Annotated in this window: 14 protein-coding genes and 1 riboswitch; of the genes, 6 read left to right on the top strand and 8 right to left on the bottom strand. The window is 46.4% G+C overall.

The window, feature by feature from the left end; genetic code table 11:
• Positions 1-39 precede the first annotated feature (39 nt).
• The gene (locus tag M1E03_RS14040) at positions 40-1,077 is read right to left on the bottom strand and encodes a YkvI family membrane protein (protein ID WP_020451151.1); all 1,038 of its coding nucleotides are present in this window, start codon (positions 1,075-1,077) and stop codon (positions 40-42) included.
• 220 nt (positions 1,078-1,297) lie between these two features.
• Here M1E03_RS14040 and M1E03_RS14045 point away from each other — a divergent pair, with 220 nt between their 5' ends.
• The 3 genes from M1E03_RS14045 to motB all read left to right on the top strand — a co-directional run bounded on the left by M1E03_RS14045 (position 1,298) and on the right by motB (position 5,168).
• Positions 1,298-3,394: an ATP-dependent Clp protease ATP-binding subunit gene (locus tag M1E03_RS14045; protein WP_146873438.1), complete on the top strand. Its 2,097-nt coding sequence runs from the start codon at positions 1,298-1,300 to the stop codon at positions 3,392-3,394.
• A gap of 198 nt (positions 3,395-3,592) precedes the next feature.
• Positions 3,593-4,396, top strand: coding sequence for a flagellar motor stator protein MotA (gene motA, locus M1E03_RS14050; protein ID WP_020451149.1), 804 nt, complete (start codon positions 3,593-3,595; stop codon positions 4,394-4,396).
• Positions 4,389-5,168 (top strand): flagellar motor protein MotB, encoded by a 780-nt coding sequence (gene motB / locus M1E03_RS14055; protein ID WP_020451148.1) that lies wholly within the window; start codon positions 4,389-4,391, stop codon positions 5,166-5,168. Before motA ends, motB begins: the two co-directional genes overlap by 8 nt.
• Positions 5,169-5,191: 23 nt before the next feature.
• Here motB and M1E03_RS14060 read toward each other — a convergent pair whose 3' ends face one another.
• Positions 5,192-5,647: a MarR family winged helix-turn-helix transcriptional regulator gene (locus M1E03_RS14060; RefSeq protein ID WP_020451147.1), complete on the bottom strand. Its 456-nt coding sequence runs from the start codon at positions 5,645-5,647 to the stop codon at positions 5,192-5,194.
• A gap of 237 nt (positions 5,648-5,884) precedes the next feature.
• Between M1E03_RS14060 and M1E03_RS14065 the strand changes: the two genes are divergently transcribed.
• The gene (locus tag M1E03_RS14065) at positions 5,885-7,396 is read left to right on the top strand and encodes a PAS domain-containing sensor histidine kinase (RefSeq protein ID WP_020451146.1); all 1,512 of its coding nucleotides are present in this window, start codon (positions 5,885-5,887) and stop codon (positions 7,394-7,396) included.
• Positions 7,397-7,454: 58 nt separating this feature from the next.
• Here the strand turns inward: M1E03_RS14065 and M1E03_RS14070 are convergent, their stop codons facing one another.
• A complete protein-coding gene (locus M1E03_RS14070) occupies positions 7,455-7,697 on the bottom strand; it encodes an aspartyl-phosphate phosphatase Spo0E family protein (protein ID WP_020451145.1) in 243 nt (80 codons plus the stop codon).
• A 215-nt stretch (positions 7,698-7,912) separates the two neighbouring features.
• On the opposite strand from M1E03_RS14070, the gene M1E03_RS14075 reads away from it, so the two are divergent.
• Positions 7,913-8,233 carry a YkvA family protein gene (locus tag M1E03_RS14075; RefSeq protein WP_020451144.1) on the top strand — a complete coding sequence of 107 codons (321 nt, stop codon included), beginning with the start codon at positions 7,913-7,915 and terminating at the stop codon, positions 8,231-8,233.
• Entirely contained in the window at positions 8,220-8,684 is a 465-nt protein-coding gene (gene fosB / locus M1E03_RS14080; protein WP_096748040.1) for a metallothiol transferase FosB, read from the top strand. Before M1E03_RS14075 ends, fosB begins: the two co-directional genes overlap by 14 nt.
• Before the next feature lie 27 nt (positions 8,685-8,711).
• Here the strand turns inward: fosB and M1E03_RS14085 are convergent, their stop codons facing one another.
• The 5 genes from M1E03_RS14085 to M1E03_RS14105 form a co-directional block, all read right to left on the bottom strand.
• Positions 8,712-9,248, bottom strand: coding sequence for a 1,2-dihydroxy-3-keto-5-methylthiopentene dioxygenase (locus M1E03_RS14085; protein WP_020451142.1), 537 nt, complete (start codon positions 9,246-9,248; stop codon positions 8,712-8,714).
• A 15-nt stretch (positions 9,249-9,263) separates the two neighbouring features.
• Complete coding sequence (locus M1E03_RS14090) at positions 9,264-9,890, bottom strand: methylthioribulose 1-phosphate dehydratase (RefSeq protein ID WP_023857315.1); 627 nt, start codon at positions 9,888-9,890, stop codon at positions 9,264-9,266.
• Positions 9,851-10,549 carry a 2-hydroxy-3-keto-5-methylthiopentenyl-1-phosphate phosphatase gene (gene mtnX, locus M1E03_RS14095; RefSeq protein ID WP_020451140.1) on the bottom strand — a complete coding sequence of 233 codons (699 nt, stop codon included), beginning with the start codon at positions 10,547-10,549 and terminating at the stop codon, positions 9,851-9,853. The genes M1E03_RS14090 and mtnX overlap by 40 nt, the downstream gene beginning before the upstream one ends.
• A complete protein-coding gene (gene mtnW, locus M1E03_RS14100; RefSeq protein ID WP_023857316.1) occupies positions 10,546-11,763 on the bottom strand; it encodes a 2,3-diketo-5-methylthiopentyl-1-phosphate enolase in 1,218 nt (405 codons plus the stop codon). Before mtnW ends, mtnX begins: the two co-directional genes overlap by 4 nt.
• Positions 11,764-11,846: 83 nt before the next feature.
• Positions 11,847-11,946, bottom strand: a riboswitch (SAM riboswitch).
• Positions 11,947-11,995: 49 nt separating this feature from the next.
• A complete protein-coding gene (locus tag M1E03_RS14105; RefSeq protein WP_020451138.1) occupies positions 11,996-13,186 on the bottom strand; it encodes a pyridoxal phosphate-dependent aminotransferase in 1,191 nt (396 codons plus the stop codon).
• Positions 13,187-13,235: the final 49 nt, after the last annotated feature.

The following is a 13,235-nucleotide window of genomic DNA, read 5'->3' on the forward strand; positions in this document are numbered from 1 at the left end:
TCACAAATCGCATGTTTCGCCAAGTGCAATGCCTGCCATTCAACGCTCAGGCACCCTTTTGACGATCAAAAAGAATATAAAGACGAGGCTCAGCTGGCCGAACAAAGGATAAATGGTCGATATCAGTTTTCCGTAGCCGATTTGTCCCGTCAAGTAGATTGTCAGCAGGATGAACATAAATACATACAGGCTTTTCATATGAAGATATTCATTAATCTGCTTTTCAAGACCATATAAATTGCCGATGACCGATGTGAAGACTTCCCCGAAAATGATAAACAGATAGATGATATGGACAGAATGTTGGACAATGAATACAACCTGTGCCATCGGAACTTCGTATAACAGGACATCAGGCAATGTTGAAAGAGACAGAAAGCTCGCGATCAACACAAGGGTAAGCAGACACCCTCCGATTAATGCTCCTTTTATAATGAGCCGTTCAGATTTCAGTTCAGAAGCGATCGGCACGAGAACCGCCTGTGCGAGCGACAAATTAAAAGCGCCGTACGAAACAGCGGATAAAATCCAATCGGGTTTTGCCGCCGAGAATGCCGCCAAATTGTGGATCTCCGGCCCTCTGAAAATAAACGAATCGAACAGGACGATGACTGTGAACAGAAGCAGCAGCGGAACGACAATGACATTGACGCCGAATATCCCTTTAACGCCCTTCATCATGACAAACAGACTCAAGGCAATCGTCGCAATCATCCCCGCTTGGTTTGAAAAGCCGAGCTGTTCCTCAAATATCGCCCCCGCTCCAGACAGCATGACAGACGTCACGCCGAGCAAAATCACGAGCATGAAGACATTGACAAATTTCCCGAGCGTATGGCCGAATAAATATTGATTCAGCTCCTGATAAGATTTGGCATTGATTCTGACCGCAATCAGCATCATTTTTGCGCCGAGAAATGTAAACATCAGTCCGCTGATCAAAATTCCGGCTAACCCCGGCCAGCCGAATCTTAAAAAAAACTCGACGATTTCTCTTCCAGTTGCAAATCCGGCTCCGACGACCGTTCCTACATAAACAAATGCCAGCTGAAAGGCTGATCCATGTGATTGACTCATACGACTCCTCCGTAAACGAATTCCCTTTCTACACCATATGAGCCATGTCCTTTAAAAAGAAGGACAACTTCTCATTCAGGAACAAAAAGGAAAAAGCATAGAACTTGAAAGTCAAAGAAGGTCAATGTATACTAATAGTCAGAAATGGTCAAACTACAGACCATTTTTTCAAAGTCAATTGGTCAAAAAAGGTCAAATTCAATAAAGGGGGTTTTGGCAAATGCGTTGTCAACATTGTCAAAAAAATGAGGCGACGATTCGCCTGAACATGCAAATCAACTTTACAAAAAAGCAAATGGATTTATGTGAAGACTGCTATAAAGAGCTGACTCAGCCTTCTATGTTTTCAGGAAATCATTTTTTTGGCGGAGGAGGTTCTTTCTTCAGCCAGCCATCACAAGCGCAGACGCAAACCGCTGCCAAAAAAGGCTTGCTCGATGAACTTGCCGTCAACTTAACGAATGCCGCAAAGACAGGCTTGCTCGATCCGGTGATCGGCCGCGATGATGAAGTGGCCCGTGTAATCGAGATCTTAAACCGCAGAAATAAAAACAACCCTGTCTTAATCGGTGAACCGGGCGTTGGTAAAACAGCCGTTGCTGAAGGACTTGCTCTCAAAATCGCCGAAGGCGATGTTCCAAATAAATTGAAAAACAAAGAACTCTACCTGCTTGATGTCGCTTCCCTCGTAGCAAACACCGGCATCAGAGGACAATTTGAAGAAAGAATGAAACAGCTGATGAAAGAGCTGAAAGAACGCAAAAACGCGGTCTTGTTTATTGACGAAATTCACCTTCTTGTCGGAGCAGGCTCTGCCGAAGGCTCCATGGACGCCGGCAACATTTTAAAACCTGCGCTTGCCAGAGGTGAACTGCAAGTCATCGGCGCGACGACGTTGAAAGAATATCGCCAAATCGAAAAAGATGCAGCATTAGAGCGGCGCTTCCAGCCGATCATGGTGCATGAACCGACAATTGAGCAGACCGCGGCGATTTTAAACGGGCTGAAAGAAAAATACGAAGCGTATCATGATGTAACTTACACGGATGAAGCGATCAAAGCCTGCGTCGTTCTGTCTAGCCGCTATATTCAGGACCGTCATCTTCCCGATAAGGCGATCGACCTTTTGGATGAAGCCGGTTCAAAAGCGAACTTGAAAATCGACACGGTCAGCGGTGAACAAGCTTCCCAACGCCTGAAAGAAATCGAAACGGAAAAAGCTAAAGCGCTGCAGGAAGAAAACTATGAGCTTGCAGCAAAGCTCCGCGATGAAGAAGAAGCACTGCACAAAAAAATGGAAAACCATGCGGAAGAAAAACGGGCAACCGTTAAAGCGGAAGACATTCAAGCGATCATCGAACAAAAAACCGGCATTCCGGTCGGCAAGCTTCAGCACGACGATCAGAAGAAAATGAAAGAGCTTGAAGCAAACCTTTCAAGCCGCGTGATCGGTCAAAAAGAAGCCGTAAAAAAAGTGGCAAAAGCCGTCAAAAGAAGCCGCGCCGGCCTGAAATCAAAAAACAGGCCAGTCGGTTCATTCCTGTTCGTCGGCCCGACAGGTGTCGGTAAAACAGAACTTTCTAAAAGGCTTGCGGAAGAACTGTTCGGCACGAAGGATGCCGTCATCCGCCTCGATATGAGCGAATACATGGAAAAACACGCCGTATCGAAGCTGATCGGTTCACCTCCTGGATATGTCGGCCACGAAGAAGCCGGACAGCTCACCGAAAAAGTCCGGAGGAACCCGTACAGCATCGTTTTGCTTGATGAAATCGAAAAAGCCCATCCCGATGTTCAGCACATGTTCCTGCAAATCATGGAAGACGGACGTCTGACAGACAGCCAGGGACGGACGGTCAGCTTTAAAGATACCGTCATCATTATGACAAGCAATGCCGGAGTATCTGAAAAGCGGACAACCGTCGGTTTTAACCGGGAAGAACAAGTAATGGGCGAACAATCAATGATCGATTCCCTAAGCAGCTACTTTAAGCCGGAATTCCTGAACAGATTTGACAGCATCATCGAGTTCCAGCCGCTCGAAAAAGAAGATCTGGTCAAGATCGTCACTCTCTTGCTGGAAGAGCTTGAAGGAACGTTAAAAGAGCAAAACATGACGCTTGAAGTTTCAGATGAAGCAAAAGAAAAAATTGCTGAAATCGGATACCATCCGGCCTTCGGCGCCCGCCCATTAAGACGAACCATTCAAACAGCAGTCGAAGATCAAATGACCGATCTGCTGCTTGAAGAAGAACACATCAACGGTTTTGCGGTTATCGTTGAAAACGATGAAATCTTGGTGAAACCAACCGCATAACACACATAACGGCCTCCAATTGCGGAGGCCGCTTTACATACAACGTAAGAATCACAAAAATTCTATTTTTTAACATTAAATAACCCTAAAGTCCCTTTTCACCATGATTTTGAAACAATTTAAGAAACACCCTAAAGTTCCTATCACGCAACACCGATATTAACGATAGAAAAGTTAGTTAAAGGAATTGGTGAAAAAATGGACAAAACATCGTTAATTGGAATCATCTTAGCTATCATCGGAGTAGGTGTCGGCATGGTCATGAAAGGTGTCAGCCCTTCCGTTCTCGTCAATCCCGCGGCATGGCTGATCATCCTTGTCGGTACAATCGCAGCAGTTGTGATCGCTTTTCCAATCCGCGAGATCAAAAAGGTTCCCAAACTCTTCGGCATCTTGTTCAAAGAGAAGAAGATGATCGAAATCAACGAATTGATCCCGATGTTTTCCGAGTGGGCACAAATCGCAAGACGTGAAGGACTTCTCGCTTTGGAAGCAAATTTGAATGAGATCGATGATGAATTTTTGAAAAACGGCATGAGCATGGCAGTAGACGGCCAAAGTGCCGAATTTATCAGGGACGTTTTAACTGAAGAAGTTGAAGCAATGGAAGAAAGACATCAAGTCGGAGCGGGCATTTTTACCCAGGCGGGCACATACGCGCCGACACTCGGCGTTTTGGGCGCTGTTGTCGGACTGATCGCAGCGCTTGCGGATATGAGCGACACTGAAGCGCTTGGACATGCGATCAGCGCCGCTTTTGTCGCGACCCTTCTCGGGATCTTCACCGGATATGTACTATGGCATCCTTTTGCCAATAAATTAAAGCGGAAATCCAAACAGGAAGTCAAAGTCCGCGAAGTCATGATTGAAGGCATCCTTTCGATCTTGGAAGGCCAAGCGCCAAAAGTCATTGAACAAAAGCTTTTGATGTATGTCTCTCCAAGCGAACGCTCCAGCATCGTCATCCCAGAAGGAGACAAAGGAGACAGCAGCAATGGCTAGAAAAAAGAAGCACAAAAAAGACCATGAAGAACACGTGGATGAGTCTTGGCTCATCCCATATGCCGACCTGCTGACACTGCTTTTGGCCTTGTTCATCGTACTGTTTGCCATGAGCTCAATCGACGCCAAGAAGTTCGATATGCTGTCTAAATCATTCAATGCCGTATTTACCGGCGGAACAGGAATGATGGATTATTCCAGCTTCACCGAGCCGAAAACGAGCACAACCGAAGATGGAAAAAGCCCTGACCAAGCAAAAGATCTCTCTCAAGATCAAAAAGAAAAAGACAAGCAGTCGCTGAAAAAAATTCAGGAGCAGGTCAACCGGTTTATTAAAGAGAAAAGTCTTGAAAAACAGGTCAATACGAAGCTGACAGACGAAGGCCTCCTCCTTTCCATCGAGGATAATATCTTTTTTGATTCCGGAAAAGCGGAGATCCGCCAGCAGGACATTCCGCTGGCCAAGGAAGTATCCGACCTTCTCGTCTTGAATCCGCCCCGCAATATCGTAATCAGCGGACATACGGACAATGTGCCGATTCGAAATTCTCAATTTAAATCAAATTGGCATTTAAGCGTGATGCGGGCAGTCAATTTCATGGGGCTTTTAATCGAAAATCCCAAGCTTGACGCCAAGATATTCAGCGCGAAAGGCTACGGAGAATTTAAACCGATCGCTTCAAATGACACCGAAGAAGGAAGAAGGAAAAACAGACGCGTTGAAATCCTCATCCTGCCGATCGGCCAGGAAAACTTGAATAAAAAAGAATAGGAAGCTGCCTTTTGGCAGCTTCCTTATTCTTTGCCCTTATAAATATTTCTTGCGTTCAGTCCGACTTTTTTCAGCATTTCGATGCAGGCTTCTTTCTCCTCATCGCTTAACACGCTGATCATGTGGTGAAGCTCTTCTGCATGACCCGGAAAAATCTTCTCCAGGAGCTTGGTGCCTTTATCTGTAATTTGCGCATAGGTCACCCTGCGGTCGGTCGCACAGGCTCTTCTCGCGATCAGCTCCTTTTGCTCAAGCTTGTCAACCACATATGTAATACTCCCGCTCGCCAGTAGAATCTTATCCCCTATTTGTTGAAGGGGCTGATCCCCTTTATGATAGAGGAGTTCTAAAACGGCAAACTCGGTTGGATTCAGACCATGATGATGAATATGTTTATTCATATGATCATTAATGGATCTGTACGCTCGAGATAATACAATAAATAATTTCAAGGACTGTTCCTGTTCTCTATTACTCATATCTCTCATCTCCAAAGAAACAACTACAGGAAAACATTAATAAACTATGAGGAAAATGTCAACTGTTAACATTCAAACCATGTTATGATGAGTAGGAATCGAACATCAAATAGATATATCCGGAAATTCCCCGGTATTGTGTCCTATTTTCACGGTATTGGTTATCTTTTCTATAAATCGGCTCTCACTAGTGATATAATACCCCTATTCCTGTATCGATTGGGAGAGAGTAAAAATATGCGCAATTTGAAAAATCTATGGAAGAAAGTCAGGCTTTATTTGATCTTGGTGATGATCCCCGCCTTCATTATAAGCTTTTTTGTATACGAACAAGAACGAGAAAATATCACTGAAAAGCACCGTCAGACTGCGACTCTCATGCTCAATATTCACCGCAACCAAATCAACTACCTGATCGGCGAAACAGAAGCAAGGCTCAGCTCCCTTGCCACGGCCCTCAACCACCCTGTTAATGAGCAGCATATCAAACGAATCCTGACGGAAACGTATAAAAAAGAACCGCGTTTTTCGGCTTTATACCTTTTAAATAAAGACGGCGATGTCATGGTGAGCACGTCTCCCGTCAAAGAAAAAAAGAAGGTTTCATACAAGAACATTCTGCAAAAAGCGGAAAAATCAAAGAAATCCGTGATCACAGACGATATACATACAGTGTCGGACAGGCTGGAGCTGAATATTTTTACTCCTGTCTATGACAGCGAAGGCAGAACGACAAATTTTCTGCTGGCTTCGATCCGCGTCGATTATCTGAAAAATATCATGAACGTCCTGAGCCCTGAGCTTTATATCAAAATTCTCAACCAGAAGAATCAGATTGTCTTTACAGCAGGCCATTCTCCTCCTGAGAAGCCGGACGGCGGCACCGTCGATGCTTTTTTGGATCAGATCGACTGGAAGCTTGAAGTTTATCCGGAACCGGTCCAGCTTGATGAAATCGTTCACAGTCTTCTGCTGTCATTTTTAAGTATTTTCATTCTGCTGAATATTATGTTCCTCATGCTCCAGTATGTGCTGCTGAAGCGGCGGACCAAGCAGGAGCGCGCCCAAAATGAAGCCCAGAAGCTCGAATTAATCGGCACCCTGGCAGCGAGCACCGCTCATGAAATCAGAAACCCGCTGACAGGTATCAGCGGCTTTATCCAGCTCCTGCAAAAAAAATATCAATCAAAAGAAGATCAAATGTATTTCTCAATCATCGACCAGGAAATCCGGAGGATCAACCAGATTGTCAGCGAGTTTCTCGTGCTCGGAAAGCCGACGGCAGAGCAGTGGCAGCTTAACGCCATGAATGAAATGATTGACGAAATCATGCCGATTATTCATTCTGAGGCAAATTTATATAATGTGGAAGTGGAATTTCAAGACTGTGGAGAAGACCCGGCTTATGTGTATTGTAAAAAAGATCATATTAAGCAGGTTGTCTTGAACGTCGCCAAAAATGCTCTTGAATCGATGAAAAACGGCGGAAAGCTGCTCATTCAAATCGAACATCATCAAGAGAAGGCGCAAATTATTGTGAAGGATATCGGAGAAGGCATTCCAAAAGAAATGATGGAGAGTATTTTCCAGCCTTTTGTCACGTCAAAGGAAAAGGGAACCGGACTCGGCCTTGTCGTGTGCAAGCGCATCATTTCCATGTACGGGGGAACCATTCAGATCGAAAGCGAACAGCATAAAGGAACGACTGTAACGATTACGCTGCCGACTTCAAAGGAACAGGTTGACTGAGGCTTCCCCGTTCCTGCAAAGAGCCTGCCTTTCACGGCAGCTCTTTTTCGTTCAGTCACTATGCCGTATATTTTTCAACGGTCAGACAGTCGATGCAGCCTAAAAAATCCTGCAGCAGATGGTCCGACGCATTTTCATTCATAGACAGTTTTTGATATTCATAAATTAATTGATCCAGCTCCTGGCTCCGCCTGATCGTTTCATCCCCTGTAAATCCATAGATTTCAGCGGCTTCAACCATCATTTGCCGCTTCTTGCTGATGGAAACGAGCAATGCTTCTTTTTCAACATAATTTTGCATACGCTTCACCCCTTACCGACATATCGTTTCTTAGAACCATCCAGATTTTGCGTACTTGAGCATTATTACAGATTATACTTATTTTGTAAACCTATTTCTCAAAAAATTATTTTGAAATCGAGTATAATAGAATTGTGGAATTAAAGGTGTAATACCCATCGATGAAATACGATAAACACCTTTAAAAGAGTTCATGAGGATAGAAGGAGGTCTAAATGATGAAAAAACCAGTGTCAAGGCTCCGAACCATCTTTGCCGTGAAAGAAGCGTATTCAGGCCTCTTATTGTTTTTCAAGGCATTTAGAGCCTGGAGAAAGGGAGACTTCCCCTTATTCCCGAAAAAAACGATTTTACTGGCCGCGCTGGCATTGATTTATGTGCTGTCTCCGATCGATTTGATTCCCGATGTTCTCGCAGGTGTCGGCTGGCTTGATGACGCGGCTGTGCTCGCTTTTCTATTCAGGCAAATCACCAAAGAGCTGGACGGATTTGAAATACATCTAACGGGAGGAATAAACGGCAATGGCAAACAATAATATTCTCGGTATCAATCATCTCTTGTTTTCAGTCTCTGACCTGTCCGTCTCTATTTCATTCTATGAAAAGGTGTTTGATGCTAAGTGGCTCGTAAAGGCCGAGAAAACCGCTTATTTTGACCTGAACGGCATCTGGCTCGCATTAAACGAAGAGAAAGACATTAAGAGACAGGAAATCCATGACTCTTACACCCATATCGCCTTTTCGATTCAACAGGAAGATTTGCCGTTCTGGGAAAAGAAATTATGCGATTTCGGTGTAAACGTGCTAAAGGGCAGAAAACGGCATGAAGGCGACAAAGATTCAATTTATTTCTCAGATCCGGACGGCCATAAGTTCGAGCTTCACACCGGCTCTGTATTTGACCGTCTTCAATACTATCAAAATGAAAAACAGCATCTCTCCTTTCATGAAGGCCACATCAAGGCCCTTTATGACAGAAACAAATAAAAAAGCGTCCACACGGACGCTTTTTCATTATCGGCTCACACTCTCTTTCTCATAAATCGGCACCCAGCCCTCTGTCGTCACAAAGATTCTGACAGCCACGACTTTTCGGTCTTCCTGAAGCGTGAAATAATGGCGGGTGTTTTCAGGAACGGAGATCAAATCTCCCGGATTTAAGAGGACATCAAAAAATGTGCCGTCTTTTCCTTCTATCGCAAAGATGCCGTGGCCGCTGACGATAAATCTGACTTCATCGTCTGTATGATGATGTTCCTGTTTGAAATTTTTCAAGAGCTCATCGAGTTTCGGATTTTGGTCGGAAAGCGAGATGACATCGCTCGCTTTATAGCCGCGGCGTTCTGAAATGTCTTTGATTTCAGCGGCAAAGACGTCTAAAATCTCCTGTTTCTCTTCATCGGTCAAATCGTATTTTTCTTTTAAGCCGGCCGGCAGCTTTGTGATATCCCATTTTTCATAAATGACCTCCTGCCCCTTTAGAAATTGTTCTACTTCTTCCTGCTTTTCAATGGTCGTGTTTTGTTCATCATGGATTCGAATTGTCGCCATGCTTTCTCCCCCTTTTTAATTAACGTGGTAAGCCTGCAAAGCTTTCAGTTTTAAATGCCAGCTGAACAGGAATTCATACGCTTCAAGCATCCGCTTTGTCTCAAATGCCGTTTTTCCCCAGACGGTAATGCCGTGGCTGCGAATCAGCACTGCCCCTGAATCGCCTGAAAGGTGTCCGGCAAAATCCGCCGCCAAATCCGGAATATGAGCGCTGTTTTCGATAATCGGGATCGCAACCTCCGCATTTTCCTCCCAAAGACCGAGCGCCTTTATGATTTCCTGGCCTCTGAATGTCGCTTGCTTTTCTTTTGCGTAAAGCTCTGAGATGACATTGTTGTCAATCGTATGGACGTGAAGACAGCAGCCCGCGTTTGTATTTTGATAGACACGGGTGTGCAGCAGCGTTTCCGCTGACGGTTTCAGCGTATGTCCGGTCTCCGCCGGTCTCCCCTCTTCGTCCGCCAACAGAAAATCCTCCGCGGATGCTTTTCGCTTATCTTTTCCGCTTGCTGTGATGAGAAATCGCAGCGGGTCTTCTGATACTTTGATTGACAGATTGCCGCTTGTCGCAGGGAACCAATCCCTTTCCGCAAGCTCTTTTTTTACCTCGGCAAGTTCGTGCCATTTTTGCTCAGGGTCCATTCTTTCACCTCCGCGGTCTCTTCAAGTATTCGCTTTACATCACGGAAATCGCCGAATCCCGCATGCTTCAGGCCGAGTCCCTCACATTCCCGCAGCAAATAATCGCGCGCGATGCACAAGTCGGAACATTTGGCAGCTTCAACATCTGTAACAGAGTCCCCAATCATGACAACAAAATCGTCCCGGCCTTTCAGCCGGCGGATGATAGAAGGCTTACAGCAGCCGCATTCATTTCCGCAGCTGCCGTCACACGGATACGGCCAGCGGATCTCGATATTGCGCCCTGAAAAGCCGGCCTCATTGCAGTAAATGCGTTCCTTTTCGACAATGCCTTCAAGCAGTGGATAGACGAAAAAGTCCATCCCTCCGCTCACGACGTAAAACGGAAGACCCTGCTCATCCAGGAAAGAGACAAACTCTGTAAACCCGGGGCGGATCTCGGCTTGTTTCATTACATATTCCATAATGTCTTCCTTCAGGCTTGTCGGCAGCAATTGAAACATTCTGCCGACCCCGTCCTTAATCGATATGTCCCTGGACAGAACCCCGTCTTTTAAAGCGAGCCACTCTTCTGGAGCAAATTGTTTCATAATGCTGATGATGTTGTCGTTCGTTGTAATGGTTCCGTCAAAATCGCAAATGATAAGCGGCTGCCTCATACGGAAACCTCAACCTTTCCCCATTTTTCAAGGGCGAGCTTCAAATCGGGAGAACGCTTTGCTTTTTCTTCGACTGGCTCCGCTTCCAAGACGGCATCAATGATCGCCCGAAACGCTCTTCCTCCGCCTGCCGCTCCGTTTGGATGACCGTGAATCCCCCCGCCTGCGTTGATGATATGGTCAATGCCGAAGTCTTTCATCAAGAGCGGCACCATGCCGGGGTGAATACCGGCCGACGGAACGGCGAATGTCGGTTTAAAAACGTCTTCCTTCGTGCATTCATCATATATGGCAAGCGCATCCTGCTTCGGCAGAGCAACGCTTCCGTACGGTGAAGGGAACAGGCTGAAATCAGCACCCGCATACCGGTTGAGCTTGCCGAGCAAAAGCGAATGGGAAAAACCGTAATGCGGCGACGAAGTGAGTGCGCCGCTTACTGCCGGGTGCGCCATGATCGGCAGCGGGATGTCGTCGTCTTCCGCAAGGCTTTGCAAAACATCGAGCCCGTAGGCAAACACATTCAGCAGCAACACATCGGCTCCGAGCTCGGCTGCTTTTCTCGCCTTCGATTTCAGCTCCATTGTCCTGCCCGTCAGGTTGACGGCATACAGCGTTTTGCGCCCTGTTTCTTCAAAAGCTGCCTCAAGCACTTTTTTTCCTTCCGTGATTCGTTTTTCAAAGGGGGCACTGCCTGTTTCGAATAAGATTTCATCGTCCTTGATCAAATCCACTCCGCCGAGCGCCTGCTGTCTGAGCTGTTCCTTCAAGTCTTCCATATCGCGGCCGATGACGCCTTTAAAAATGCTCATCAACAGAGGCCTTTCAAATTCGCCGATTTTTTTCCGGATCCCGTATACGCCGAATTTCGGACCCGGCAATGATTGTTTAAAAGACTGCGAAAACTCCAAATCCGCCAATTTGATTTTTCCGTCGAGAGACAGCTTTCCAAAAACGGTCGTCAGCACAGCGGGAATGTCGCTTGTAAAATTGGCTTCCGGATAAGCGATGGTGACCGTTGCCTGTTTTTCCCCCAGCGCGCTTTCTGTTTCTTCGACCTTGACGACGCGTCCTTTATGCTTTTTCAGCTGTTCCTGCTTTAAGAGCGGCAGATCTGTCCACGACCCGACCGTCAGTCCGATCGCGATTTGCTCGGCCCGCTTTTCTGCGTCACATCCTTGATCTGTCAAAACATATGTTGCCAAAAGTTCACTCATTCTGTAGCTCCTTCCTGCTTCATGCATATAAAAAACCTCTTTTGCTGCTTTAGCTAAAAGAGGTTTCGCATTTCAGGTTCGAATCCTTATCTCTCAGCGTCAGCTGCAAGAATTAGCACCGTGCTTAAAAAGTCGGTTGCCGGGCTTCATCGGGCTTGTCCCTCTGCCTGCTCTTGATAAGAATATTGATTTTATAAATTATTTTGAATTATCCCATCGTTTTTCCCGGTTGTCAATGACTGTGGCCGGTCTTTTTGAATATATTCAGCTTGGCAATGCGCGAAGCCGCTTCCCGGAGCCGCTCTTCGCTTGTCAAGAGGCCGACTCTCACATAGCCTTCTCCGTATTTGCCGAAGCCGATGCCGGGCGCTGTGACGACATTCGCTTTTTCGAGAAGCAGATCGGAAAAAGCCTCAGATGTATACCCGTCAGGGACAGGCATCCAGGCGAAAAAAGAACCTTGCGGAGCATCCGCGTGCCAACCGATTTCGCGGACCGCACGAATCCATACATCCCGCCTTTTTTCGTAGCGCTCATTTTGCTCCTTGACACACGCTTGGTCTGATAGAAGCGCGGCTGCCGCGGCGTCTTGGACCGCTTTAAAAAGGCTGACATACATATGGTCCTGATAAAGGTTCAGCGCTTCGATCACAGATGCGTTGCCAACTGCAAACCCGACCCGCCATCCAGCCATATTATACGTTTTGGAAAGCGTGTAAATTTCGATTCCTGTGTCTTTTGCCCCCTCCGTTTCGAGAAAGCTGACAGGCCTCTTGCCGTCGTAGCCGATCGCACCGTAGGCAAAATCGTGGACGACGCAAATTCCGTTCGACTTGGCAAACCGGACAGTCTCTTCGAAAAAAACAGGCGTGGCTTGGGCACCGGTTGGATTGTTTGGATAATTTAAATACATGAGCTTCGCATTTTCTTTCACTTCCTTCGGAATCCGGCTGTAGTCAGGCAGAAACTGATTACCCGCTGTAAGCGGCATCGTTGCCATGTTCGCTCTTGCCAGCTCAACGCCCGACCAGTAGTCGGGATAGCCGGGATCGGGAACGAGCACGGCATCCCCCGGATTTAACAAACATTGCGGAAGCTCGACAAGACCGGCTTTTCCGCCGAACAATACAGCGACTTCGCGTTCGGGATCGAGCTCTACACCGTATTCCCTTCGATAGAACGCGGCTGCCGCCTCCTTGAGTGAACGGCTGCCGCGAAAGGAGGAATACTGATGGTTTTCAGGGTTGCGAACGGCTTGCGCCATTGTATCAACGATGTGATCAGGTGTCGGCTGATCGGGATTCCCCTGGCCGAGATTGATCACATCATGGCCGGCGGCGATTTTTTCATTCACCTTTTTCACCAAGGAAGCGAAAAACTGCTCAGGCAGCTGTTTCAGCACATCTGAAAGCTCAAATTTCATATGATTCACCCGCTTTTGAAAAATTCTTGAAATGATAGTCCATCATCAT

It is taken from the genome of Bacillus sp. PK6-013 (assembly GCF_054161445.1).